Origin of the sequence: Amycolatopsis magusensis (assembly GCF_017875555.1) — a bacterium.
Taxonomy (GTDB): Bacteria; Actinomycetota; Actinomycetes; order Mycobacteriales; family Pseudonocardiaceae; genus Amycolatopsis; species Amycolatopsis magusensis.
The window spans coordinates 183,551-208,173 of the sequence record NZ_JAGGMS010000001.1 but is presented as its reverse complement, the minus strand read 5'-3'; the positions used below and the strand labels follow the sequence as shown (position 1 = coordinate 208,173).

The following is a 24,623-nucleotide window of genomic DNA, read 5'->3' as shown; positions in this document are numbered from 1 at the left end:
GAGCTCCTTCATGATGGCGCGGCAGTCCGCGCCACAGTCGTCATGGCGGTCGTTTTTTGGGGTGCTTGTGAATGCTTTCACGAAGACCCGTTTTCGACAAGGGTTTTCTGCGGATCGGTGAGTCACCTCACCCAGCCGGGCGACTAGCCTGACCTGCGGTTTCAGTCCGAAACTGGCCGCTGGGCGGAAGGGGAGATGCGGTGAGCGGAGGTTTCCGATCGACGAACGGCACTTGGCACTTTGCCGCGCACGATCACCCCGTCGGTGACGCCGGCCGCGGTGACCGTCACACCATCACCGTCAGCACGTCCGGCACGCTGAGAAACTCCACACTGCTCCGCTGACCCATCAGGTCACCGTCCACCTGGAAGTTTACCGGCTCTTCCGCGTCGATGCGCACTATCGCCAGGTCGTCGTGACGAAGCAAACGCTTGCCGCGGTGCTTGCTCTTCGTGCGCAGCGCCTGGCGCGCCTGGTTGAGCACGGTCGGCATGGCCATGCTCCGCAGTGCGAACAATCCCAGCCCGCTGTCGAAGGAGCACTCGGTGTTCAGGTGCACCGGCCGGTCGCCGAGGTAGGTCCACGGGTCGGTGTTGGAGACGAAGGCCGTGCGCACGGCGGCCGGTTCGGCGCCGGGCACCCGCACGGTGAGCGGCGGGCGGCCGTGCGGCGGGCGGAAGTAGCAGGCGAGCGCCATCCGGGTGTACAGCGTCGGGCTCGCGCGCTTGCCGCGGCGCTTCTCCACCCCGGCGACCACGTCGGCGTCCCAGCCGAGCCCGGCGTTGAAGGTGAACCAGCGGCCGTCGGCCAGGCCGAGCCCCACCCGGCGGCTGCGGTCGTGCTCGATGGCCTGCAGCAACTGGTAGGTGGCCTCGACCGGATCCCGCGGCAGGCCGAGCGCCCTGGCGAACACGTTCGCCGAGCCGCCGGGCACCACGCCGAGCGCCGGCACGCGGTCCGCGCGGCCGGGCACGCCGGAGTTGTCCGCCAGGAGGCCGTTGACCACCTCGTTGACCGTGCCGTCGCCGCCGTGGGCGACGACCAGCTCGATCCCGTCACGGGCCGCCGAACGCGCCACCGCGAGCGCGTGGCCGCGGTAGTCGGTCTCGACGACGTCGAGCTTCACCTCGCTGGCCAGCGCGTGCGCGAGCACGTCGCGGCCACCGGGGGAGGTCGCGGTGGCTTGCGGGTTGACGATGAGCACTGCGCGCACTCCCGCAGGGTAGGTCAGAACCGCACTGTTCCAACCCTTCAGCGGGAAGCTGCGAGCCTCGTCACTCGCCGGGCGGTGAGCACTGTGCCGGCTGGCCTCCCTGTCTTCGCGCGCGTGGACCAAGACGCTCGTCGTGACAAGTGCACCCCGGGACCGCCCGGCTCATCAGACGACACCCAGATCTTGACCCGTGCGGCGCCCGGGCGAAAACGGCCGACCGGGTGGCATAACATCGAATGTGTTCACGCACGGTCACCCGTCTCGATTGGACACCGTCAGTGCCGCTCGCCGACAAGTTCCAGCCGGCGCCCCGTGAGGTCCGCCTCGCGGGCGCGCTCACCGCGCTCCCCGGTCTGGCCTCGGTGGTGATCGCGGTGATCCTGCTGGTGAGCGCCTTCGGTGCGGACGGCGCCAGGGCGGGCAACATCTACGCCGAAGCCGGCTACTACGCCGTGCTCGGCGCCGGGACCCTCGCCTGCGGCATCGGGCTCCTGCTGGGCTACACCTGGGCGCGTTCGCCTTCGGTGGTCGTGGCGCTGATGGTGGCCGGGATCGGCTGGTACACCGCCGGACCCTCGGGCCGCCCCGGGTACGGCGTGCCGCTGATCATCGGCGGCCTCCTCGTGGTGGTGCTGCTGTTCCGCCGCCCGTCGCGCGCGTGGGTGCTGGGCATGGCCGAAGGCGAGGACGAGGGTGAGGCCTCCGAGCGCGACGCCGAGCGTCGGCGCCGCGGTCGTGAGGCTTAGAGGCTCTCGGCCAGCTTGCGCAACGGCTCGTCGGTGAGCCGGTGCACGGTCCACTCGTCCATCGGCTCGGCGCCCAGGGCGCGGTAGAACTCCACCGCCGGGTTCCAGTCGAGCACCGACCACTCCAGCCGCGCGTAACCCCGGTTCACGCACTCCTCGGCCAGCGTGGCCAGCAGCGCCTTGCCCAGCCCGGTGCCGCGCTGCTCCGGCCGCACGTAGAGGTCTTCGAGGTAGATGCCGTGCACGCCGCGCCAGGTGGAGAAGTTCAGGAACCACAGGGTGAAGCCGGCGATCCCGCCGTCCACCTCGGCCACGTGGCCGAAGACGGCGGGCTGCTCGCCGAACAACGCGGTGTGCAGCTGACCGGCCGTCAGGTGGCACTCGTCGGGTGCCTTCTCGAACTCGGCGAGGTCGTACACGAGGCCGACCACATCGTCCACATCGGACTCTCTGATCCGGCGGATGGTGAACTGCGACAACGACTTTCCCTTCACTGCGGTGGAATGTTGAGGTGGCGGAGCTGCGGCACGCCGCGTTCGTCGCCGAGTTCGGTGAGCCCGGCGGCCTCCAGCGCGAACCGCACGCCGTCGGTGGCGGCCAGGTCGAGCCAGCGGGCCACCAGCACCCGGCTGAAGTGCCCGTGCCCGACCAGGACCACCGGGCGGTCGGCCAGCAGTTCGCGGATCCGGGTCAGCACGCGGTCGGCGCGGGCGGAGACCTGCTCGGCGGTCTCGCCGTTCGGTACCGGGTGCGACCACACGGTCCAGCCCGGCACCGTCTCGCGGATCTCCTCGGTGGTGATGCCCTCGTAGTCGCCGTAGTCCCACTCGGCGAGTTCCTCGGTGATCTCCGACACGGTGAGCCCGGCGAGTTCGGCGGTCTTCAGCGCGCGCTGCCGCGGGCTGGACAGCACCGCGGGCGTGCCTTCCGGCAGTCGCCCGGCCAGCGTCCGGCCGGCGGATCTGGCCTGCTCACGACCGGTGTCGGTGAGCGGCAGGTCGGTCCGGCCGGTGTGCTTGCCCTGGGCCGACCACTCGGTCTGGCCGTGCCGGAGAAGGAAGAGAGGATGCGCCACAGGTTGGAATATAGCCGCCGGTGTGCTTCGCTACTGATGAGTAACAAGGAGGGTGAGCCGATCGTGCGGACCTATTCGCTGTGGCGGTCACTGGCCGCGAAGCCGGGCGGGACGCTGCTCTTCTCGGCCGCGATGAGCCTGCGTGTGCCGTACTTCCGGACCGTGCTGCCGCACGTGCGGGACCTCCGGCCCGGCCGGTGCGAGGTCTCGGCGCCGAAGTGGTGGGGTGTCCACAACCACATCGGCACCTTCCACGCGATCGCGGCGTGCAACCTCGCGGAGATCGCCATGGGCATGCTGGCCGAAGCGACCGTGCCCCCGACGCACCGCTGGCTGCCCAAGGGCATGTCCGTCGACTACCCGGCGAGGGCGCGGACCGGCCTGACCGCGGTCGCCGAACTCGCGGTGCTGCCGGAGTTCGGTGAGGAAGGCGTCGAGGTACCGGTACCGGTGACCATTCGCGACAAAGCGGGCGAAGTGGTGGTCAGCGGCACGATCACCATCTGGGTCACGAGGAAGAAATAGCCCCGCGCAGTTCCTCGTAGCGCGCCACGCAGGCGTCGTAGGACGGCAGCCGTCCTTCGGCGGCCAGCTGCGCCAGCGTCGGTGCGACACGGTCCTTTTCGGACAGAATCGGCTCGATGTCCGTGGGCCACGGCAGCCCCAGCGCCGGGTCCAGCGGGTTCGCCCCGTGCTCGGCGGCGGGGTTGAACTCGGTGGAGCACTGGTAGGTCATCGCGGTGTCGTCCTCGAGCGCGATGAAGCTGTGGCCGACGCCCTCGGCCACGTAGATCGCGCTCAGGCTCTTCGCGTCCAGCCGCACCGAGTCCCAGCGGCCGAAGGTCGGCGAGCCGACGCGGAGGTCGACCACCACGTCCAGCAGCGAGCCACGCAGGCACTGCACGTACTTCGCCTGCCCCGGCGGGGTGTCGGCGAAGTGGATGCCGCGGATGGTGCCGCGCCGGGAGTAGCTGTAGTTGGTCTGCGCCAGGTGGAGCGGGTGGCCGACGGTCTCCCGGAACACCGCTTCCTGGAACGGCGCGGTGAACAGACCGCGGTGATCGGGGAATTGACGCGGGGTGAACTCATAGCAATCCCGCACGGCCAACTGGCGCACCTGCATGGAGACCACCTTAGGGCAGGGCTTCCCAATCCGGACGGACGTCTTGCTAAAAGCCCGTCCGGCAAGGGAAAACACCGGGAAATGTGACATCAGCCGCACCAGGGGGCCACAACCCCGGATCGGCCTGCCACACTGTCCGGACCGCCGCGTCCGCGGTTCCCCCGCCGGGAGCCGGACCAGATGCAGCCTCACCACGGGCATCGACGGACGCCTCGCCCGGTCGTAGGCGCTACCGCGCTGGACAGCCGCGCTCGAGGAGCCCAAGCAACTAGAGGGACGGCGCCTGCCGTTTCCCTGTTCGACGTCCCGGGAGAAGTCCAGTGACCTACGCACCAGTCGAAGGTTCGGTTTCCGATGAAGACGGAACCATGACGGGAAAAGCCATGAACGAAGACAGCACGCCGGTGACCGACGAGGAGATCTTCACCGGTCACGAAGGCGGCAAGCTCTCCGTCGCCGCCAACCGGCCGATCTCGGTCGCGCGTGATCTGTCCATCGCCTACACCCCGGGGGTGGCCAAGGTGAGCCGCGCCATCGCCGAGGACGCCGAGCTGGCCAAGCGGTACACCTGGGCCGAGCGGCTGGTCGTGGTGGTCAGCGACGGCACCGCCGTGCTGGGCCTCGGCGACATCGGCCCGAGCGCCTCGCTGCCGGTGATGGAGGGCAAGTCGGTCCTGTTCAAGACCTTCGCCGACCTGAACTCGATCCCGCTGGTGCTGAACACCACGGACGTGGACGAGATCGTCGAGACGCTGGTCCGGCTGCGGCCGTCCTTCGGTGCGGTGAACCTCGAGGACATCGCCGCGCCGCGGTGCTTCGAACTGGAGGACAAGCTCAAGGCGGCGCTCGACTGCCCGGTCATGCACGACGACCAGCACGGCACCGCGATCGTGGCGCTGGCCGCGCTGCGCGGGGCGAACCTGGTGCTCGGCAAGAACATCGTCGACCAGCGCGTGGTGATCTCCGGGGCCGGCGCGGCGGGCGTGGCCTGCGCGCGGATCCTGCAGGCCGCGGGCATCGGCGAGGTCACCGTGCTGGACTCGAAGGGCATCATCCACGAGGGGCGCGACGGGCTGAACGCGGTCAAGCAGGGGCTGGCCTCGTCGACCAACGCGAGCGGACTGACCGGCGGGCTGCCGGAGGCGATCCGGGGCGCCGACGTGTTCCTCGGGCTGTCGGGGTCCACCATCGAAGAGGAGCTGCTGGCCACCATGGCCGGTGACTCGATCGTGTTCGCACTGTCCAATCCGGACCCGGAGATCCACCCGGCGGTGGCCGCCAAGTACGCCTCGATCGTGGCGACCGGGCGCAGCGACTTCCCGAACCAGATCAACAACGTGCTCGCCTTCCCCGGCGTGTTCCGCGGCGCGCTGGACTCGGGCGCGCGGGCGATCACCGAACGGATGAAGATCGCCGCCGCGGACGCCATCGTCGCCGTGGCCTCCGACGACCTGGGCCCGGACCGCATCGTGCCGAGCCCGCTGGACCCGCGGGTTGCCCTCGAAGTGGCCGCCGCCGTCGCGAAGGCCGCCACCGAAGACGGCGTCGACACCTGACCCACCCCGGGCGCCGCTCGCCCCGCGAGCGGCGCCCTCCCCACCACCCCACGCACCCGACCCCCACCCCCACGCACCCGAACCCCACGTTCAGGCAGCCGAACCCCACACTCAGGCAGCCGAACCCCACACTCAGGCAGCCGAACCCCACACTCAGGCAGCCGAACCCCACACTCAGGCAGCCGACTCTCGCGTTCAGGCGCCTGAACTCCGCACTCGCGCAGCCGAACCCCACGTTCAGGCGGCCGAGTCCCATGTTGAGGCGCGCGGGTTCCACATCGGCGCTGGCGGGTTTCGCGCTCGAGTACCGAATCCCGCGTTCGGTGGCCCGATTCCCACGTTGAGGCGGTCGAGCTTCGCGTTCAGGAAGCCGAGCCTCGCGTTCAGGAAGCCGAAATCTGCGTTCAGGCGGCTGAGTTCCACGTTGGGGCAGCTGAGTTGCGCATTGGCGGTCGCGGGTTCCGCATTCGGCCGGGCGCGAGTGTGGGGTTCGGGCGCCTGAACGTAGGACTCGGGCGCCTGGGAGTGGGGCTCAGCTAGCTGCGCGAGTGTGAGCTCGGCCGCGCGAACGTGGGGTTCAGGGTTCTGAACGTGGACTTCGGCTGCGTGAGTGTGGGGTTCAGGTGCTTGAACGTGCAGTTCGGGTGCACGAGTGTGGGGCTCGGGTGGCTGAACGTGCACTTCGCGTGCGTGAACGTGCAGTTCGGGTGCGTGAGTGTGGGGTTAGGGGAGGGTTTGGGGGAGGTGGTGGCGGGGGAGGTCGATCAGGCGGTACGGGTGCAGGGGGGTGGGGATGTTCGGGAGGTTTCCCAGGCGCGCGTGGGCTCGGGTGAGGGGTAGGGCGGGTGAGTCGACGGCATCGGCGACCACGACGGCGTGTTTGTTGTCGGGCAGGCTGCGTAGGAGCTTCAGCTGGTACTTGGAGCCGATCAGGTCCAGTAGGGCGGCTTGAGCCTCCGCGTTGACGAGGTCCGGGTGTGAGTTCGGCACCAGGATCGCCACCCGCGAGGCGTTCGTCGCCAGCAGTAGGCGCAGCAGCCACGGGCCCGGGTCACCGGTGAGGTCGAAGGCCAGCGCCACGTCCGGCTTGCCGTTGATCGGCTTCGACCAGTCCGGCCGCGGGGTTTCCACCACGGGCCGGTCGGCGATCTCGCGTACGCGGTCCATCAACGCCGCCGAGGAACCGGAGGATTCGACCGACTGCGGGCCGTGCGTGTAGATGCCCTGCTTCACCTCCTGCTTGCGCGCCCGCGCGGTCGGCTGGCAGACGTACAGGTCCGCGGCGGCGCCGATCGCCTGCGCGCCGTGGTAGGAGTGGAAGTCCGGCAGGATCGCCTCGAAGGTCAGCCCCAGCCGCATCAACTCCTGCTGCACCTGGGCGCCGAGCGCCGGGTGCCGCGGGCTGTAGCCGTACGCCAGCAGCAGCCTGCCCAGCGGCGGCTCCGCCAGCGCCTCGATCCCGCGCGCGGCGAACAGGCCCATGCCCTCCGGCGTGTACGGCGGGTCGCTGAACACCAGGTCCGCGCTGCCGAGCACGGCGTGCGGCAGCCCGATGCGCAGATCGGCGTGCAGCGTGCGCACCGCGCCGCCGGACCGTTCATCCACATAGGCCAGCACGCGCTCGTCGAGGTCGACCACGGTCAGCTCCGCGTCCGGCCGCAGCGCGTGCACGGCGAGCGAAGTGAGATCGTGATCACCCAGGAACACCAGGCGCGCGCCGCCGAGTTCGTACTGCGCGTCCAGCCACTCCGCGCGCCGCACCACGGTTTCCGCGGTGGCTTGCACGTGGTCCAACGCGGGCAGCGGCGGCGGCACGTGCTCGATCAACGCCGACACCTTCGCCAGCAGCTCGGGCCCGTTTTTCCCGGTACGCGGCCCGAATTCGGCATAGCTCGAGACGGCGGACGGTTGCAGCCGTAGCGAGTTCCCGTCCCGCTCCAGGTCGGAACCGAGCGATTCGAGCAGTTCCTCCACACTCCGCCGCGGTACCGCGGCCCGCCGGATCAGCTCGTCGAACCGGATCCAGCCGTCCGCCAGCAGCGCGATCGCCGTGCGCAGCGGACGCTGGTGCACGCCGTGGGACCGCAGGACCTCGTTCAGTGAACTCACGACGCACAACATATGGAATGCCGTGCCGAGGCGATTGATCTGGGCTAGGGTTTTCCGACTTGTGGGCCCCGCAGGGCCGGCAGGGTCGTTGATGGGAGTGCCACGTGGCAATCGAGTTCCAGGGCGTGACGAAGAAGTACCCGGACGGGACCGTCGCGGTCGACAACCTCAGTCTCACGGTGGAGGACGGGACCATCACCGTGTTCGTCGGGCCGTCCGGCTGCGGCAAGACCACCTCGCTGCGGATGATCAACCGCATGGTGGAGCCGACATCGGGCACCGTGCTGCTGGACGGCAAGGACGTCTGCGACTCACCGCCCGCGCAGTTGCGCCGCGGCATCGGGTACGTCATCCAGCACGCCGGCCTCTTTCCACATCGGACGGTGCTGGACAACGTGGCCACCGTGCCGCTGCTGTCCGGCTGGGGCAAGGCGAAGGCACGCGACCGCGCGGCCGAGCTGCTGGAGATCGTCGGCCTGCCCTCGGAGCTGGGCAAGCGGTACCCGGCCCAGCTTTCCGGTGGCCAGCAGCAGCGCGTCGGGGTGGCGCGCGCGCTGGCCGCGGACTCGCCGGTGCTGCTGATGGACGAGCCGTTCTCCGCGGTGGACCCGATCGTGCGCGAGGGCCTGCAGGACGAACTGCTCCGGCTCCAGCAGCAACTCGGCAAGACCATCGTCTTCGTCACGCACGACATCGACGAAGCCGTCCGCCTCGGCGACAAGGTCGCGGTGATGCGGGTGGGCGGCAAGCTCGCCCAGTACGGCACGCCGTCGGACGTGCTGCGCCACCCGGTCGACGACTTCGTCGCCTCGTTCGTCGGCAAGGACCGCGGTTACCGCGGGCTGTCCTTCCTGACCTCGGAAGAGGTGCGGATCGACCCGATCGACACGGTCGAGGTCGGCACCGTGCCCGGCGAGGGCGCCACCTGGCGGATCGCGGTCAACGGGGACGGCGAGCCGCGCGGCTGGCTGCCGCCGAATTCCACTGTGGACGGTGAGCTGACCGAGCGCGATCTGGTCGCGGGCGGTTCGCTGTACCAGAAGGGCACCCCGGTGCGTGGCGCGCTGGACGCCGCCCTGTCCTCCCCGGCCAGCCTCGGCGTGGTCGTCGACGACGGTGGCCGGGTGATCGGCGCGGTGACCGCGCGCCAGGTGCTGGACGTGATCGAGCAGCACCCACAGGGAGCGGCCGGGTAGAGGGGGCGGGTCATGGGCGAGTTCTTCGACGAGCTCGGGCGTTATCTCTCCAGCGCCAACAACCGCGCGCAACTGCTGCAGAACCTGCTCGAGCACAGCTACCTGGCCCTGCTGCCACTGGTGTTCGGCGTGGTGCTCGCGGTGGCGGTCGGCTGGCTCGGCAAGCGCTGGCGGGTCGCGCGCCGGGTGGCGATGGTGGTGTCGAACCTGCTGTACACCATCCCGTCGCTGGCGTTGTTCGTGGTGATCCCCGGTTTGATCGGGACGAAGATCCTGGACAGCGTCAACGTGATCGTGGCGTTGACCATCTACACCACCGCGTTGCTGGTGCGCCCGGTGCTGGACGCGCTGGATTCGGTGTCCCCGCCGGTGATCGCCGCCGCGACGGCGATCGGTTACCAGCCGGCACGCCGCTTCTTCACCGTCGAGCTGCCGCTGGCGGTCCCGGTGTTCGCGGCGGGCGTGCGGGTCGGCGCGGTGAGCAACATCAGCCTGGTCAGCGTCGGCGCGCTGATCGGCACCGGCGGCCTCGGCGTGTTGTTCACCGACGGCTTCCAGCGTGAGTACTTCTCGCCGATCGTGGTCGGCATCGTGCTGACCCTGCTGCTGGCACTGGTGACCGACCTGCTGCTGGTGTGGCTGCTGCGGCTGAGCACGCCCTGGCAACGGGCGACGGCCAAGCCGGCGCCGGAGGGGAGCGCGGCATGAACGAGATCTTCGGCTGGTTCGGCGATCCGGCCAACTGGCAGGGCGTCGACGGGGTGCCGACCCGGCTCGCCGAGCACCTCGGTTACGTGGCGCTGGCGCTGGTGTTCGCCCTGGTGATCGCGATCCCGCTGGGCCTGTTCGTCGGGCACACCGGCCGCGGCGCGGTGGTGCTGGTGGCCGGGAGCAACTCGATCCGCGCGCTGCCCACGCTCGGCCTGGTCACCTTCCTCTTCCTGCTGTTCACAGTGGAGGGTCCGGCGACCACGATCGCGTTGGTGGTGCTGGCGATCCCGCCGATCCTGGCCGGGACCTACGCCGGGTTGCAGGCCACCGACCACGGCGTGGTGGACGCCGCGCAGGGCGTCGGGATGACCGGCTGGCAGCGGCTGTGGAAGGTCGAAGTGCCGATCTCCCTGCCGCTGGTGCTCGGTGGGGTGCGCAACGCCGTGCTGCAGCTGGTGGCGACCGCGGCGGTGGCGGCCTACGTCGGGCTCGGCGGCCTCGGCCGCTTCCTGCTCGACGGGCTGGCCGTGTTCGACTACGGCAAGGTGGTCGCGGGTGCGGTGCTGACCGCGCTGCTGGCCATCGTGCTGGACCTGGTGTTCGCGGGCCTGCAACGGGCCGTGGTGCCGAAGGGGGTCCGGCTGGCCGCGTTGGCCGCCGGGAAGCAGGCCAAGGCGGCGGGAGGCGGCGAGTGAAGCGACGGCTGGGAGTTCTGCTGGCGGTGGTCGCGCTGCTCACCAGCGCCTGCGGCAACCCGTTCGAAGGAGGGGCCGAGGGCGGCGCCACCGGCGAGATCATCATCGGCGCCTCCGACGTGGGCGAGAGCCTGCTGCTGGCGCAGATCTACGCGGGCGCGCTGCGGGGTGCCGGGGCTGAGGACGTCACCGTGCGGCCGCCGGTCGGTGGCCGCGAAGTGGTCGTCAAGGCGCTGCAGGACCGCTCGCTGTCGGTGGTGCCCGACTACACCGGCAACCTGTTGCGGTACTTCGACAAGAACACCGAGGCGACCACCTCCGCGGACGTCTACGGCGAGCTGCGGCAGAAGCTGCCCGCCGGGTTCGAGGTGCTCGACCAGGCGCCCGCCGAGGACAAGGACCTGCTGGTGGTGCGCAAGGAACTGGCCGACTCCGGGGTGCGCACGTTCTCCGACCTCGGCCCGCGCTGCGGCGAACTGGTCTTCGGCGGTCCCGGGCAGTGGAGCGACCGTTGGAAGGAGAAGATCAAGGCGCTCTACGGCTGCGAGTTCAAGGAGATCCGGACCACCGACACCGGCGGGCCGGTGACCGTGGCCGCGCTGCGCTCGGGCGAGATCCAGGTGGCGGACCTGTTCAGCACCTCGTCGACCATCCAGAGCAACGGGTTCGTGCCACTGGAGGACGACAAGTCCATGTTCCCGGCGCAGAACATCGTGCCGCTGGTGGCCAAGGGCACGCTGAACGAGCGCGAGGTGAAGGCGCTCAACGACGTCTCCGCCGCGCTGACCACCGAGAAGCTGACCCGGCTGAACGTGGAATTCAGCGAGGAGAAGCAGAACCCGCTCGACATCGCGGAGAAATTCCTGCGGGACAACGGGTTGAGCGGCTAGATGCGGTCGAACGCCGGCGCGTAGTGGAAGGCGCCGGTGAATTCGGCCGAGTACGCGGTCAGCGGGCGCACCTGGAAGTGCGGGGCCCAGTCCGGAATGGACGGTGTGATGCCGTGCTCGGCGGCGAGCACGAAGCCGAACCGGGAGTAGTAGCCGGGGGAGCCGAGCAGCACCACCACCGGGATCTCCAGTGCGTCCGCGGCCGCGAGCACCGCGTGCATCAGCGCCGAGCCGACCCCGGCCGACTGCAGTTCCGGCAGCACGCCCAGCGGGCCGAGCCCGACCGGCCCCGGCGTGCTCTCGATGCGGGCGTGGCTGCAGCAGACGTGCCCGGCGACCCGGCCGTCGAGCTCGGCGACCAGCGACAACGCCGGGAGCAGGTCGCCGTCCGCCCGCAGTTCGCCGACCAGCTTCGACTCCACGGTTTCCGCACCGGGTGCATCAGGTTTGGCGAATGCGGCGTCGTGCACCACCCGGATGGCGGCAGCGTCGGCTTCGGTCTCACGGCGGATCAGCATGCGCCGACCCTGCCGGAGCCCGCTGATGTGGGCAACCGCATAACGCCGGTTGGGTAATCCCTACTTTCGTCGGCGGCCGTTCGAGTCTCCCCATACTCCGTGGGAAAGTTGATTTCAAGGTCTACCTTCGGGGGAATCTCCGACTTACGCTCTCTTGCGTGCAACGGAGGGTGAAGCTCCTTTCACCCACCGCGCACAGTCCCGTTCCCCGGTTACCCCGATTCGGCTGCCCGTCGCCCCCGCGGTGGGCCGGCGAACCCTGCCCTTGGGAGGACCCTCATGAGCAAGCGCAGACCACTGGCCGCGCTCGGCCTGGCGGCTGGAGTCGCCGTGCTGACCGCGCTCGGCGGCACCACCGCCGCCACCGCCGCGGAAGGCACGGTCGTCGACGCGAACAGCGCCGACGCGGTACCGGGCAGCTACATCGTGGTGCTCAAGGACGGCGTGTCGGCCCAGTCGGTGGAGGGCGCGGCGCAGACCGTGCTGTCCCGGCACGGCGGCTCGCTGGACCGGCTCTTCACGACCGTGCGCGGCTACTCCGCGAACATGAACGAGACGCAGGCCAAGCGGGCGGCAGCCGACCCCGCGGTGGCCTACGTCGAGCAGAACAAGGTCGTGCGCGCCAGCGCCGACCAGCTCAACCCGCCCTCGTGGGGCCTCGACCGGATCGACCAGCGTGACCTCCCGCTGAACCAGAAGTACAGCTACAGCACCGACGCGGCCAACGTCAGCGCGTACATCATCGACACCGGCATCCTGACCACGCACAACGACTTCGGCGGCCGCGCCACCCACGGCTACGACTTCGTGGACAACGACGCCGACGCCACCGACTGCCAGGGCCACGGCACGCACGTCGCGGGCACCGTCGGCGGCACCGCGCACGGCGTGGCCAAGGCGGCCAAGCTGGTCGCCGTCCGCGTGCTGAACTGCAGCGGCTCCGGCACCACCGCGGGCGTCATCGGCGGCGTGGACTGGGTGACCGCCAACGCGGTCAAGCCCGCGGTCGCCAACATGAGCCTCGGCGGCGGCGCGTCCACCACCCTGGACAACGCCGTCCGCAACTCGGTCGCCTCCGGCGTCACCTACGGCCTCGCCGCGGGCAACGACACCGGCGCCAACGCGTGCAACACCTCGCCGGCGCGCACCAAGGAAGCCATCACCGTCGGCTCCACCACCAACACCGACGCGCGGTCGAGCTTCTCGAACATCGGTGACTGCCTGGACATCTTCGCGCCCGGCAGCGGGATCACCTCGGCGTGGATCGGCGGCAACACCGCCACCAACACCATCAGCGGCACCTCGATGGCCACCCCGCACGTGGTCGGCGGCGCGGCACTGTACCTGGCGGCGAACCCCGCGGCCACCCCGGCGCAGGTCTCGGCCGCGCTGGTGGCGAACGGCACCAAGGGCAAGGTGACCAACCCGGGCACCGGCTCGCCGAACGTGCTGCTCTACACCGGTTCCGGCACGCCGGACCCGGACCCCGAGCCCGTCCCGTGCGCCACGACGGCGAACGCCACCGACGTGACCATCCCCGACGCCCCGGCCGCCGCGGTGACCAGCTCGATCACCATCGCCGAGTGCGCGCGCAACGCCAGCGCGACCACCAAGGTCGATGTGCAGATCAAGCACTCCTACCGCGGTGACCTGGTGATCGACCTGCTCGCGCCGGACGGCACCGCGTACCGCCTGAAGAACTCGAACAACGATTCGGGCGACGACGTGAACGCCAGCTACACCGTCAACGCGGGCGCCGAGGCGGCCAACGGCGTGTGGAAGCTGCGGGTGCAGGACATCTACCGGGCGGACACCGGCTACGTCGACAGCTGGACCCTGACCGTCTGATCATCCGGGCCTGAAACGCAAGGAGTGGGGCATTACTAGCAATCATTGCTAGTAATGCCCCACTCATAGCATTCGGACTACGTCAGCTGAAGGCCTTGGCGATGATCGCCTTCTGCTCCACTTCGTGCACCTTGGACGAACCAGCCGACGGCGCTGCCATCGGCCGCCGGGCGGCGACCTCCAGGCCGCCGAAGGTCTCCGGGAACTTGCGCGGCAGGTTCAGCCCGAAGAACGGCCAGGCACCCTGGTTCTCCGGCTCCTCCTGCACCCACATGATCGACTTCGCCGCGGTGTACCGCTCGACCGCGGCCAGCAGCTTCTTCTTCGGCAGCGGGTAGTACTGCTCGACCCGCACCAGCGCCACGTCGTCGACCTGCTGCTTGACCCGCTCGGCCAGCAGCTCCCAGTACATCTTGCCCGAGGTCAGGACCACCTTCCGGACCTTCGCCGGGTCCAGGTGCTCGTCGTCGATCACGGACAGGAACTTCGACTGCTCGGTGAAGTCCTCGACCGACGACTTGACCGCCTTGTCGCGCAGCAGGCGCTTGGGGGTGAAGACCACCAGCGGCCGGTTCACCCCGTCGAGGGCGTGGCGGCGCAGCAGGTGGAAGTAGTTCGCCGGGGTCGACGGCACCGAGACGGTCATCGAACCTTCGGCGCACAGCTGCAGGAAGCGCTCGATGCGGCCCGAGGTGTGGTCCGGGCCCTGGCCTTCGTGGCCGTGCGGCAGCAGCAGCACCACGTCGGAGAGCTGGCCCCACTTGGCCTCACCGGAGGAGATGTACTCGTCGATGATGGTCTGGGCGCCGTTGACGAAGTCGCCGAACTGGGCTTCCCACATGACCAGCGCGTCGGAGTTGGCCACCGAGTAGCCGTACTCGAAGCCGACCGCCGCGTACTCGGACAGCGCCGAGTCGTAGATCATCACGCGGCCCTGGTTCTCGGCCAGGTGCTGCAGCGGGGAGTACTCCTCGCCGGTCTTGCGGTCGATGAACACCGAGTGCCGCTGGGTGAAGGTGCCGCGGCGGGAGTCCTGCCCGGACAGCCGGACCAGCTTGCCCTCCAGCGCCAGCGAACCGAACGCGAGCAGCTCGCCGAAGGCCCAGTCGATGCCGCCTTCGCGGGACATCTTGTGGCGGCGTTCCATCACCGGCTTGACGCGCGGGTGCGGGGTGAAGCCCTCCGGCACGTCGACGAACGCGTCGCCGATGCGCTCGACCACGTCCTTCGAGATGGCCGTCGGCACCTTGGCGGGCACCTGCTGCTCCTCTTCGACCGAGGGGCTCGCCTTGACCGGGTGCTTCTCCAGCTCGCGGACCTCGTTGAAGACGTGCTCCAGCTGGCTGGAGAAGTCCCGCAGCGCCGCCTCGGCCTCTTCCACGGAGATGTCCCCGCGGCCGATCAGCGACTCGGTGTAGGTCTTCCGCACGCTGCGCTTGGTGTCGATGATGTCGTACATCGCCGGCTGCGTCATCGACGGGTCGTCGCCCTCGTTGTGCCCGCGGCGGCGGTAGCAGATGAGGTCGATCACCACGTCCTTGTTGAACGCCTGGCGGTAGTCCACGGCCAGCTTGGCCACCCAGTGCGCGGCCTCGGGGTCGTCGCCGTTGACGTGGAAGACCGGCGCGCCGATCATCTTCGCCACGTCGGTGGCGTACTGCGAGGACCGCGAGTTCTCCGGCGCGGTGGTGAAGCCCACCTGGTTGTTGATGATCAGGTGCACGGTGCCGCCGGTGCGGTACCCGCGCAGCAGCGCCAGGTTCAGCGTCTCGGCCACCACGCCCTGGCCCGCGAAGGCCGCGTCGCCGTGCAGCAGCACCGGCAGCACGGTGAAGCCCTCGCCACCCTTGTCGAGGATGTCCTGCTTGGCGCGGACGATGCCCTCGAGCACCGGGTCCACGGTCTCCAGGTGCGACGGGTTCGCGGTCAGGGAGACCTTGGTCTCGCCGTCGCCGAACATGCGGAAGTACTTGCCCTCGGCGCCGAGGTGGTACTTCACGTCACCGGAGCCGTGTGCCTGGCCGGGGTCGAGGTTGCCCTCGAACTCCTGGAAGATCTGCGAGATCGGCTTGCCGACGATGTTGGCCAGCACGTTCAGCCTGCCGCGGTGCGGCATGCCGATGACGACCTCGTCCAGTTCGTACTCGGCGGCCTTGTCCAGCACGGTGTCCAGCAGCGGGATGGTGGTCTCGCCGCCTTCGAGCGAGAACCGCTTCTGGCCGACGTACTTGGTCTGCAGGAAGGTCTCGAAGGCCTCCGCCGCGTTCAGCTTGGACAGCACGTACTTCTGCACGGCGGGGTCCGGCTTCTCGTGCGGGATCTCCACCCGCTCCTGGATCCACCGGCGCTCGTCGGGGTCGATGATGTGCGTGTACTCGATGCCGACCGTGCGGCAGTACGAGTTGCGCAGCACGCCGAGGATGTCGCGGAACTTCATCCGCTCCTGACCGGCGAACCCGCCGACCGGGAACTCGCGGTCCAGGTCCCACAGGGTGAGACCGTGGGTGAGCACGTCGAGGTCCTCGTGGCGGCGCTGGCGGTAGTTCAGCGGGTCGGTGTCGGCCATCAGGTGACCGCGCATGCGGTAGGCGTCGATCAGCTCGATCACCCTGGCGGTCTTGTCGACCGCGCCCTCGGGGATGTCGGCCACCCAGCGGATCGGCTCGTAGGGCAGCCGCAGCGAGGTGAACACGTCGTCGTAGAAGCCGTCCGAGCCGAGCAGCAGCTCGTGGATGCGCTTGAGGAACTCGCCGGACTCGGCGCCCTGGATGATCCGGTGGTCGTAGGTGGAGGTCAGCGTCATGATCTTGCTGACCGCCAGGTCGACCAGGGTCTTCTCGCTGGTGCCCTCGAACGAGGCCGGGTACTGCATGGCACCGACGCCGATGATGCAGCCCTGCCCGGCCTGCAGCCGCGGCACCGAGTGGTTGGTGCCGATGCCGCCCGGGTTGGTCAGCGAGATCGTGGTGCCGGCGAAGTCGTCGGCGGTGAGCTTGCCGTTGCGGGCCTTCTTGACGATGTCCTCGTAGGCCTGCCAGAACTGCAGGAAGGTCATGTTCTCGGTCGCCTTGACCGAGGCCACCACCAGTGTGCGGGCGCCTTCCTTGCCCTTCATGTCGATCGCCAGCCCGAAGTTCACGTGCTCCGGGGTCACCGCGAACGGCTTGCCGTCGATCAGCTGGTAGTGCCGGTTCATGTTCGGGAAGTCGCGCAGCGCGCGCACCATCGCGTAGCCGATGAGGTGGGTGAAGGAGATCTTCCCGCCCCTGGTCCGCTTCAGGTGGTTGTTGATCACGATGCGGTTGTCGGCCATCAGCTTGGCCGGGACCGCGCGCACACTGGTCGCGGTCGGCACGGACAGCGAGGCGTCCATGTTCTTGGCGATGGCGGCGGCCGCCCCCCGCAGGGGCTTGCTCTCGCCTTCGTTGGTGCTCTTGCTCTCGGCCTTCGCGGCCGGGGCCGCTTCCTTCTTCGGCGCCGGCTTCGCGGGCGCCGGTTCGGCCTTCTTCGGCTGGGCCTTCTCCGGCGCGTCCGCCTTCGGCGCGGACTGGCGTGCCGCCGACTGCGCGTTCTGCTGCGACTGGCGCGAAGGCGGGTTGGCCTGGCCGTTCTTGGCCGGCGCCTCGGTCTTGGCCGTGGCGCGGGCGTTGTCGGCCTTGGACTGCGCGTCCTGGGTCGGCTTGAAGTCGGCGAAGAAGTCATGCCAAGCGGCATCTACCGATGAAGGGTCGGCCAGGAACTGGTCGTACATCTCTTCGACCAGCCACTCGTTGGGGCCGAACTGTGACGCAGGGCTGCTGCTGGACACGGCTTGGGCTCGCCTCTATCCATACTCGATCTTGGGTCCGGTTACGCGCCTACCAGGCTAACCCCCTCGCCGGAGTGCGTGTGACGGAAGTGGCCCTAGCAGGCCGGCCGGAGGTTGGCATTCGTCACTGAATCGATACGGGACAGTGGTCGCGCCGCTGGTCCGGGCCCGCGCGGAATGATGGGGAACCGCGGGCGGTGCGGGGCCGTCTGTGCGGGTAGGGACTACGGGAGGGGTGTCCGGTGGCTGACTTGGCCGACGTCGAGCGCATGGTGGGCGACTGGGAGCGCAACGCGGCGGAGACGTCGCAGAAGTACCAGGCGATGCAGGCCGAGGTGGAGCGCATCTCGATCACCGAGTCGGTCGCCTCGGGCGCGGTGAGCGTGACCGTCGGGCACAACGGGCTGCCCACCGACGTCAAGATGACCCAGGCCGTGCTGAAGATGAGCCCCGACGAGATCGCCGCCAACGTGCTCCGCGCCATGCAGAAGGCGCAGTCGAAGTACCCGGAGCGGCTGGCCGAGATCACCGCCGAGACCGTCGGCGACGACGCGACCACCCGGCACCTGGTGGCCACCGCGGTGGACAACTTCCCGGCGCCGCCCGAAGAGGACGAGCCGTCCGCTGCGGGGCAGCCGCAGGAGCGGCGGTTGTACGACAGCGAGGAAGAGTCGCCCGCTGCGCCTGCGTCCAAGGCGCCCCCGGCGCCTGCACCGAAGCCGACGCCGCGGCGCAAGAGCGGGCCGGGGGACGAGGACGGCGAAGACTTCAGCGACCAGTCGTTCCTGCGCCGCGACTAGGAGGGTGAGCCATGCCACAGGGCTACGAGGTACTCAACGACGAACTGACCGTGCACGCCGGCAAGGTGGACGGGTTTTCCGAGCGGATGCAGACCGCGGTGGACGCGGCGAACACGGTGACCATGAACGACAGCGCGTACGGGGTGATCTGCCAGCCGTTCGCGATGTTGCTGCAGCCGTTCGAGGAGATGGGCGTCAACGCGCTGAAGACGGCGGTCGAATCGCTGACCGAGACGGCGACCAAGGTGCGCGACTCGGCGGCCGCGTACGAAGAGCGTGAAGGTGGCACCAGCCAGGCGCTGAAGACCGCCGAAGCAGGCTGAGAGCCAGCGGCGGGATGGTGGCGTTCAACGGGCTCGCGCCGTGGTCGGACGATGTCCCGAAGGTGGATTTCGACATCCCCGCCGGGCTGGTGGACCTGCACAACTGCGCCGACCTCGTGGGCATCCACGTGGTGATCGCGGAGCAGTCGGTGGAGTTCGAGTTCCGCTACGCCCCGGACCACACCCAGATCGAATCGGCGGGCAGGCCGGTCCGGCTGCGGTTCGGCTCGGTGACGGGGTTGCGCATCTCGCAGGCCGAGGATTTCGACATCCGCGCCGCGGACACGCTGGAGGGGGTCACCCGGCACAGCGGCTCGGAGTTCGTGGTCGACCTCGGCGACATCCAGTGCACCTTCGCCGCCGAGTCGGTCACGCTGATTCAGTGAGCCCCGGCTCGTTGCGGTCGTCGGCGCCGGGCGGGAGGATCAGGGCGGAGGTGGTTCGGCTGTGCGGCGTTCCACGTTCGCGGAGGTGGTGCGGATCCGGCTCGACCGCGACCGCGAACTGCTGATCGCCGAGGGGCGGCTGGTGGGCTGGCGGCTCGTCGACGCCGAGGACCTGCGGCTGATCGACCACCTGCGACTTTTCGAGGACGGGCGGCTGCACGTGCTGCTGGCCGGCGGTCCCCGTGACCGGGTGGCGCTGGAGGAGTTGCGCCTGCGACTGGCGGACTGCCCGGCCGCCGGTTCGCCGATGAGCGTGCTGCTGAACGGCTACATCGCGGAAATGCTCGCTGTTTTCGACCTCGACGGGGACGAAACCGCTCTAGGATGAGCCATCTTTTTCGCCGGGTTTGGGTGGTGGAGTTCTGTGGGCTGCGTTTTCGAAGTCGGTGAGGAAACGGTGTGGCACCCGGCGTCGCGCGTCGGGGAGACCTACCTGGCGCTGGCCGGGGGCCTGGCGGGCCTGGTCGGCGTGCCCACCGGGATCACCGCGACGGCGGCGGATTTCCACCGGGTGGACATCGTTCAATTCGATGTGTTCACCAAACGCGTGTTCGCCGAATATTTCCGCTCCGGCCACGAACTGCGGCGCACGATGGTGGACGCTGTCCTGCGCCCGTCGATCGTGATGCTGGTGCGGGGAGGGGGCCGGATCGAACCGGCCACGGAGGAGCAGCGGCTGTACCTCGTGGAGGCGGGACAGTTGGCGAGCGCGATGCCGGCTCAGCGTTCGTAGGCCGTACCGGTCGACCGCCTGAGTCCGATTTGGATGGCCCCGGTCTCGTGGACGCCGGGCAGCGTGGTCGAGCGCCCCTCGTGGATGAGGTCGAGCGGTAGTGCCCGGTACAGGACTCGCCTGCGTGATGATTCTCGGCTGCCTAAGCGTGGTCTTCGGGTGCGCGAGTGTGTAGTTCAGCTGCCTGACTGTGGAGTTCGGGTGCGCGAACGTAGAACTCGGCTGCGTGAGCGGGGGACTCAGCGGGGTCGAATGTGGTCTTCGGCTGCCCGGACGCGGGTTTCAGGTGCGTGAGTGTGGATCTCGGCTGCCTGAGCGTGGTCTTCGGTTGCGCGAGTGTGTAGTTCGGCTGCCTGAATGGGGGGTTCGGGTGCATAAGCGTGGGACTCGGCTGCTCGGGCGCGGGTTTCAGGGGCGCGAGTGCGGGGCTCGGCTCTCTGAACGTGGGGTTCGGGGGCACGAATGTGGGACTCGGCTGCTTGAGTGTGGGGTCGGTGGCCGGGTGTGGGGTTCGGCTGTCCGAACGTGGGGTTCGCCTGCTCAAGCGTGGGTCTCGACCCCTGAACGCGGGACCCAGGGGCTCGAATGTGGATGCCGGGTTCCTGAGTGTGGATTTTGGCTGCACGAACGTGGGGTTGGGGCGCGCGAAGGTAGAAGTCGGCTGCCTGAATGTGGGTTCGGATGCGCCAGTGTGAGGTTCGGCTGCCTGACTGTGGGGTTCGCGTGCGCGAGTGTGAGGTTCGCGTGCGCGAGTGTGGGACTCGGTTGCCTGAGCGTGGTGTTCGGCTGCCTGAGCGTGGGGTTCGCGTGCGCGAGTGTGAGGTTCGGGTGCGCGGGTGGGGGGTTCGGGTGTCTGAACGTGGGGTTCGGGGGTGGGGGTTAGGTGCTTAGGTGCCATAGGTGGGCGTAGGGGCCTGGGGTGGCCAGGAGGTTGGGGTGGGTGTCCAGTTCGACGATGCGGCCGTGGTCGAGGACGGCGATGCGGTCGGCTCGGGCGGCGGTGGCGAGGCGGTGTGCGACGACGAAGGTGGTGCGCCGGTGGGTGATCTGTTCGGTGGCTTGCAGGACGGCGGATTCGGTGGACGGGTCCAGTGCGGCGGTGGCTTCGTCCAGTAGCAGGATGTCCGGGTCCACCAGTTCCGCGCGCGCCAGGGCGACCAGTTGTCGTTGGCCGGCGGACAGGGAGCGGCCTCGTTCGCCGACGGGTTGGCGGAAGCCTTGCGGGAGCGCGGCGACGCCTTCCAGGGCACCGACGGCGCGTACGGCGGCTTCGACTTCGGCGTCTGTCGCGTGTGGACGGCCGTAGCGCACGTTGTCCGCGACGGTGCCCGAGAACAGGTGCGCTTCCTGCGGGACCACACCCATGCGCGAACGCAGCGAAGTCAGGTCGTACTCGCGGATGTCCACGCCGTCGATCCGCACCGCGCCCTCGGTCACGTCGTAGAAGCGGGCGACGAGTTTGACGGCGGTGGACTTGCCCGCGCCCGTCGCACCCACCAGTGCGATGGTTTCGCCGGGACGGACGTGTAAAGAAATGTCGGACAGAGCCTTGGTTTCCGTGCCCGTGTAGGCGAAATCGACGGAATCGAAGGTGACCTCGCCACGGAGGCGCTCGGGCGCCGGGCGCGGGTTTTCGGCGGCCGGGACCGAACTCGGGGTGCGCAGCAGGTCGCCGATGCGCTTGAGGCCGACCTTCGCCTGCTGGTAGCCGTCGAACACCGACGAGAGCTGCTGGATCGGCGAGAAGAACTGCCCTAGGTACAGCAGGAACGCCAGCAGCACCCCGGCCGACAGCGTGCCCTCGGCCACCCGGTTCGCGCCCGCCACCAGTACCACGGCCTCCGCGGTACCGGAAAGCATGGTCACCAAAGGGAAGTACGTGGCGATGTAGCGTTGCGCGCGCAGGCGCGAACGGCGGTACGCGTCGCTTTTCGAGGCGAAGGACTCCGCCGAGCGCTCCTCGCGCGTGTACGCCTGCGCGACCCGGATGCCGGTGACGTTCTCCTGCATGTCCGCGTTCACCACGCTGACCCGCTCGCGGGCCTCGGTGTACGCCGCCGACGCCAGGCGCCGGAAGACCACCGTCGCGACCACCAGCACCGGCAGCACCGCGAGCGCGTACAGCGCCAGCGAGACGTCGATCACCAGCAGCGCCACCGAGATGCCGACCAGGGTCAGCGCGCTGACCACCGCGGTGGCCAGGCCGGTCTGCAGGAACGTGGACAACGCGTCCACGTCGGTGGTCATCCGGGTCATGATCTTCCCGGACAGCTCGCGCTCGTAGTAGTCCAGCCCGAGCCGTTGCAGGTGCGCGTAGCTGCGGACCCGCAGCGCGTAGAGCACGGTCTCGCCGCTGCGGGCGGTGAGCCGGGTCTGCGCGGCGATCACCAGCCAGTCCAGCGCGATCACCAGCGCGCCGATCCCGGCGACCACCCAGATCGCGGTGGCCGAACCGGCGACCACGCCCCGGTCGACGCCCTGCTGGTACAGCGCGGGCAGCGCGATGCTCGCGCCCGCGTCCGCCGCCACCAGCGCGACCACCCCGGCCAGCAACCAGCGCACCGGCCGCAGCATGCCGGCCAGCCGGAAGCGCGGATCCGGCGCGGTCACGTCCATGCCGTGCAGGGCTGGTTCGTCACGGACGGGCGGGAGTTTGCGCACGCCCTCCAGGAGTTCCTCGGTCGGCGGCAGGTCGAGCGAGCCGCTGCCGCGTGGACCGCTCAGCGCGCGCGGGCTCGGCGTGCCCGTGCGCTGCTCGGCGGCTTCGGCCAGGCGGGCGACCTCGTCGTCGTGCTCGTCGTCCGGCCAGAGTTCCGGGGTGACGCCGTCGGCGTTGCGTTGCAGCGGCGTGCAGTGGTGCACCGCCTCCACGTCCTCACCGGGACCGGCGACCAGCTCGCGGAACAGCTGGCAGCGCGCCTCCAACTCCTCGGCCGTGCCCACGTCGACCACGTGCCCGGCGTCCAGCACGGCGATCCGGTCGGCCAGCGCCAGCGTCGACCGGCGGTGCGCGACCAGCAGCGTGGTGCGCCCGGCGGTGACCGTGCGCAGGGTGTCGTGGATCGCCGCCTCGGTGGCCGTGTCGACCGCGGAGGTCGCGTCGTCGAGCAGCAGGATGCGCGGGTTGGTGATCAGCGCGCGTGCCAGGCCGAGCCGCTGGCGTTGTCCGCCGGACAGCGTCAGCCCCCGCTCGCCGACGAGGGTGTCGTAACCGTCGGGCAGCTGCTGGATGAACTCGTGCGCCTCGGCCGCCTTCGCCGCCGCGACGACCTCCTCGTTGCTCGCGTCCGGCTTGCCGTAGGCGATGTTGTCCCGCACCGACGAGGAGAACAGGAACGCCTCCTCGAACACCACGCCGATGGCCTGCCGCAGCTCGGTGAGCCGGAGGTCACGCACGTCGGTTCGTCCGATGTGGACGGATCCGGCGTGCACGTCGTAGAACCGCGGCAGCAGCAGCGAGATGGTGGACTTGCCGGAACCCGCCGTGCCGACCAGCGCGAGCGTCTCGCCCGGCTGGGCGTGCAGGGACAACCCGTCGAGCACCGGCTCCGCGCGCGTGTAGCCGAACTGCACGTCGTCGAACCGGATGCCGAGCGGACCGTCCGGCAGCGGCTCCGCGTCCGGCTTCTCGGTCACTTCCGGCTGCGCGTCGATCAGCTCGTACACCCGTTCCGCACCCGCGCGGGTGAGCTGCGCCTGCACGATCAGGCTCGACAGCATGCGGGCCGGGCCGACCAGCGCCGCGACGTAGGTGGCGAAGGCGAGGAAGGTGCCGAGGCTGACCTCGCCGTTGAGCGCCAGCACCCCGCCGACGCCCAGCACCGCGACCTGCCCGGCGGCGGGCAGCGCGGCCGTGGTCGCGGCGGGCCAGGAGGACAGCCGGGCGGCGCGCAGGCGTTCGCCGAAGAGCTTCCGCGCGGTGCGTTCGAGCCGGGCGACCTCGCGGGTCTCCTGGCCGAAGCCCTTCACCACGCGCACGCCGGTGACCGTCTCCTCGACGTGCTGCGCCAGATCGGCGGCCCGCTGCTGCGCGGACCACGTCGCCGGGAACAGCCGCTTCCGGCTCAGCGCTACCACGATCGCCACGGCGGGCGCCACCACCAGCGCGATCACCGTCAGCAGGGGCGACATCCACAACATCGCGCCGAGCGCGAGCAGCGCGAAGATCACCGAACCGGCGGAGAGGGGGACCTGCATCAGGATGCTGACCACCAGCTGCAGATCGGTGATCGCGCGCGAGGCGATCTGGCCGGTGCGCAGGGAATCCTGCTTGCCGCCGTCCAGTCGCGACACCGCGCCGAACACCGCCTGGCGCAGGTCGTGCTGCACGTCGAGGGCGAGCCTGCCGCCGACGTACCGGCGCAGGAAGGCGGTGCCGAAGCTGAGCACCTGCAGGCCGATCAGGAACCCGGCCAGCAGGCCGAGCTGCGAGGTCTGCCCGGCCACCGCGTCGTCCACCGCGGCCCGGACGACCAGCGGGCCGACCGCCTGCAGGCCCACGCCGAAGATGGCCGCGCACAGCGACAGCACGACCAGCGCGCGGTGGCGCCAGCAGGCCGCGGCGAGCCGGCGGATCCAGCCGGGGCGGTCCGCTTCGGAGGGTGGGGCTGGGGCCTCGGTGCGAGGCCGGGGCGGGGCAGTGGTCACGTTCGCCAGGCTAGGCGCGATCACCGACAATCGCCGCCGAACGACGCCTGAGGTGGCCTCCGGAGGCCGTCCGAATGCCTCCGAAGGCCGGGTCCGAATGCTATGAGTGGGGCATTACTAGCATTCAATGCAAGTAATGCCCCACTCATAGCAATGGCCCGCCTCGGCGAAGCCGAGGCCCTGGCC

Annotated in this window: 21 protein-coding genes; 13 read left to right on the top strand and 8 right to left on the bottom strand. The window is 69.7% G+C overall.

All coding sequences use genetic code 11. The annotated features are described in order from the left end of the window. Positions 1-286: 286 nt before the first annotated feature. On the bottom strand, positions 287-1,213 hold the full coding sequence (locus JOM49_RS00945; protein ID WP_209662295.1) for a diacylglycerol/lipid kinase family protein: 927 nt from the start codon (positions 1,211-1,213) through the stop codon (positions 287-289). Between the two features lie 278 nt (positions 1,214-1,491). Here JOM49_RS00945 and JOM49_RS00940 point away from each other — a divergent pair, with 278 nt between their 5' ends. Then, complete coding sequence (locus tag JOM49_RS00940; RefSeq protein WP_209662294.1) at positions 1,492-1,959, top strand: hypothetical protein; 468 nt, start codon at positions 1,492-1,494, stop codon at positions 1,957-1,959. On the opposite strand, the gene JOM49_RS00935 is transcribed toward JOM49_RS00940, so the two are convergent. Both JOM49_RS00935 and JOM49_RS00930 read right to left on the bottom strand, forming a co-directional pair. Then, positions 1,956-2,438 carry a GNAT family N-acetyltransferase gene (locus JOM49_RS00935; RefSeq protein ID WP_209662293.1) on the bottom strand — a complete coding sequence of 161 codons (483 nt, stop codon included), beginning with the start codon at positions 2,436-2,438 and terminating at the stop codon, positions 1,956-1,958. The genes JOM49_RS00940 and JOM49_RS00935 overlap by 4 nt on opposite strands. 11 nt (positions 2,439-2,449) lie before the next feature. Further along, positions 2,450-3,034, bottom strand: coding sequence for an acid phosphatase (locus JOM49_RS00930; RefSeq protein WP_209662292.1), 585 nt, complete (start codon positions 3,032-3,034; stop codon positions 2,450-2,452). A 36-nt stretch (positions 3,035-3,070) separates the two neighbouring features. On the opposite strand from JOM49_RS00930, the gene JOM49_RS00925 reads away from it, so the two are divergent. Next, a complete protein-coding gene (locus tag JOM49_RS00925) occupies positions 3,071-3,559 on the top strand; it encodes a hotdog fold domain-containing protein (RefSeq protein WP_209662291.1) in 489 nt (162 codons plus the stop codon). On the opposite strand, the gene JOM49_RS00920 is transcribed toward JOM49_RS00925, so the two are convergent. Then, positions 3,543-4,157 carry a dTDP-4-dehydrorhamnose 3,5-epimerase family protein gene (locus JOM49_RS00920; protein WP_209662290.1) on the bottom strand — a complete coding sequence of 205 codons (615 nt, stop codon included), beginning with the start codon at positions 4,155-4,157 and terminating at the stop codon, positions 3,543-3,545. The two genes, JOM49_RS00925 and JOM49_RS00920, sit on opposite strands and share 17 nt — an antisense overlap. 383 nt (positions 4,158-4,540) lie before the next feature. On the opposite strand from JOM49_RS00920, the gene JOM49_RS00915 reads away from it, so the two are divergent. Next, complete coding sequence (locus JOM49_RS00915) at positions 4,541-5,713, top strand: NAD(P)-dependent malic enzyme (RefSeq protein WP_245369200.1); 1,173 nt, start codon at positions 4,541-4,543, stop codon at positions 5,711-5,713. Positions 5,714-6,436: 723 nt separating this feature from the next. Here JOM49_RS00915 and JOM49_RS00910 read toward each other — a convergent pair. After that, positions 6,437-7,822, bottom strand: coding sequence for a bis-aminopropyl spermidine synthase family protein (locus JOM49_RS00910; RefSeq protein WP_308158616.1), 1,386 nt, complete (start codon positions 7,820-7,822; stop codon positions 6,437-6,439). Between the two features lie 104 nt (positions 7,823-7,926). Between JOM49_RS00910 and JOM49_RS00905 the strand changes: the two genes are divergently transcribed. Genes JOM49_RS00905 through JOM49_RS00890 form a run of 4 tightly spaced genes read left to right on the top strand, consistent with a single transcriptional unit; the run spans position 7,927 to position 11,314 of the window. Beyond that, the gene (locus JOM49_RS00905; protein WP_209662287.1) at positions 7,927-9,018 is read left to right on the top strand and encodes an ABC transporter ATP-binding protein; all 1,092 of its coding nucleotides are present in this window, start codon (positions 7,927-7,929) and stop codon (positions 9,016-9,018) included. A 12-nt stretch (positions 9,019-9,030) separates the two neighbouring features. Beyond that, positions 9,031-9,726, top strand: a complete 696-nt coding sequence (locus tag JOM49_RS00900; RefSeq protein WP_209662286.1) for an ABC transporter permease — start codon at positions 9,031-9,033, stop codon at positions 9,724-9,726. Next, a complete protein-coding gene (locus JOM49_RS00895; protein WP_209662285.1) occupies positions 9,723-10,424 on the top strand; it encodes an ABC transporter permease in 702 nt (233 codons plus the stop codon). The genes JOM49_RS00900 and JOM49_RS00895 overlap by 4 nt, the downstream gene beginning before the upstream one ends. Continuing rightward, positions 10,421-11,314 (top strand): ABC transporter substrate-binding protein, encoded by an 894-nt coding sequence (locus tag JOM49_RS00890; protein ID WP_209662284.1) that lies wholly within the window; start codon positions 10,421-10,423, stop codon positions 11,312-11,314. The genes JOM49_RS00895 and JOM49_RS00890 overlap by 4 nt, the downstream gene beginning before the upstream one ends. Here JOM49_RS00890 and JOM49_RS00885 read toward each other — a convergent pair. Beyond that, entirely contained in the window at positions 11,311-11,832 is a 522-nt protein-coding gene (locus JOM49_RS00885; RefSeq protein WP_209662283.1) for a GNAT family N-acetyltransferase, read from the bottom strand. The genes JOM49_RS00890 and JOM49_RS00885 overlap by 4 nt on opposite strands. 279 nt (positions 11,833-12,111) lie before the next feature. On the opposite strand from JOM49_RS00885, the gene JOM49_RS00880 reads away from it, so the two are divergent. Then, positions 12,112-13,680 carry a S8 family peptidase gene (locus JOM49_RS00880; RefSeq protein WP_209662282.1) on the top strand — a complete coding sequence of 523 codons (1,569 nt, stop codon included), beginning with the start codon at positions 12,112-12,114 and terminating at the stop codon, positions 13,678-13,680. A gap of 82 nt (positions 13,681-13,762) precedes the next feature. Here the strand turns inward: JOM49_RS00880 and JOM49_RS00875 are convergent, their stop codons facing one another. Beyond that, on the bottom strand, positions 13,763-17,488 hold the full coding sequence (locus tag JOM49_RS00875) for a multifunctional oxoglutarate decarboxylase/oxoglutarate dehydrogenase thiamine pyrophosphate-binding subunit/dihydrolipoyllysine-residue succinyltransferase subunit (protein ID WP_209662281.1): 3,726 nt from the start codon (positions 17,486-17,488) through the stop codon (positions 13,763-13,765). A gap of 242 nt (positions 17,489-17,730) precedes the next feature. On the opposite strand from JOM49_RS00875, the gene JOM49_RS00870 reads away from it, so the two are divergent. From JOM49_RS00870 to JOM49_RS00850, 5 genes are all read left to right on the top strand, one after another. Beyond that, the gene (locus JOM49_RS00870; RefSeq protein WP_209662280.1) at positions 17,731-18,288 is read left to right on the top strand and encodes a YbaB/EbfC family nucleoid-associated protein; all 558 of its coding nucleotides are present in this window, start codon (positions 17,731-17,733) and stop codon (positions 18,286-18,288) included. Positions 18,289-18,299: 11 nt separating this feature from the next. Then, the gene (locus tag JOM49_RS00865; RefSeq protein WP_209662279.1) at positions 18,300-18,611 is read left to right on the top strand and encodes a type VII secretion target; all 312 of its coding nucleotides are present in this window, start codon (positions 18,300-18,302) and stop codon (positions 18,609-18,611) included. Between the two features lie 14 nt (positions 18,612-18,625). Further along, complete coding sequence (locus JOM49_RS00860; RefSeq protein WP_209662278.1) at positions 18,626-18,997, top strand: hypothetical protein; 372 nt, start codon at positions 18,626-18,628, stop codon at positions 18,995-18,997. Positions 18,998-19,058: 61 nt separating this feature from the next. Then, the gene (locus JOM49_RS00855; protein ID WP_209662277.1) at positions 19,059-19,385 is read left to right on the top strand and encodes a hypothetical protein; all 327 of its coding nucleotides are present in this window, start codon (positions 19,059-19,061) and stop codon (positions 19,383-19,385) included. 36 nt (positions 19,386-19,421) lie between these two features. After that, positions 19,422-19,790, top strand: a complete 369-nt coding sequence (locus tag JOM49_RS00850; protein ID WP_209662276.1) for a DUF6086 family protein — start codon at positions 19,422-19,424, stop codon at positions 19,788-19,790. 879 nt (positions 19,791-20,669) lie between these two features. Here the strand turns inward: JOM49_RS00850 and JOM49_RS00845 are convergent. Then, positions 20,670-24,437 (bottom strand): ABC transporter ATP-binding protein, encoded by a 3,768-nt coding sequence (locus tag JOM49_RS00845; RefSeq protein WP_209662275.1) that lies wholly within the window; start codon positions 24,435-24,437, stop codon positions 20,670-20,672. Positions 24,438-24,623: the final 186 nt, after the last annotated feature.

Excerpts from the sequence above, each read along its gene's own strand:
- JOM49_RS00860 (WP_209662278.1), top strand. The coding sequence starts at position 18,626 with ATGGTGGCGTTCAACGGGCTCGCGCCGTGGTCGGACGATGTCCCGAAG.
- JOM49_RS00900 (WP_209662286.1), top strand. The coding sequence starts at position 9,031 with ATGGGCGAGTTCTTCGACGAGCTCGGGCGTTATCTCTCCAGCGCCAAC.
- JOM49_RS00915 (WP_245369200.1), top strand. The coding sequence starts at position 4,541 with ATGAACGAAGACAGCACGCCGGTGACCGACGAGGAGATCTTCACCGGT.
- JOM49_RS00895 (WP_209662285.1), top strand. The coding sequence starts at position 9,723 with ATGAACGAGATCTTCGGCTGGTTCGGCGATCCGGCCAACTGGCAGGGC.
- JOM49_RS00925 (WP_209662291.1), top strand. The coding sequence starts at position 3,071 with ATGAGTAACAAGGAGGGTGAGCCGATCGTGCGGACCTATTCGCTGTGG.
- JOM49_RS00885 (WP_209662283.1), bottom strand. The coding sequence starts at position 11,832 with ATGCTGATCCGCCGTGAGACCGAAGCCGACGCTGCCGCCATCCGGGTG.
- JOM49_RS00920 (WP_209662290.1), bottom strand. The coding sequence starts at position 4,157 with ATGCAGGTGCGCCAGTTGGCCGTGCGGGATTGCTATGAGTTCACCCCG.
- JOM49_RS00865 (WP_209662279.1), top strand. The coding sequence starts at position 18,300 with ATGCCACAGGGCTACGAGGTACTCAACGACGAACTGACCGTGCACGCC.
- JOM49_RS00880 (WP_209662282.1), top strand. The coding sequence starts at position 12,112 with ATGAGCAAGCGCAGACCACTGGCCGCGCTCGGCCTGGCGGCTGGAGTC.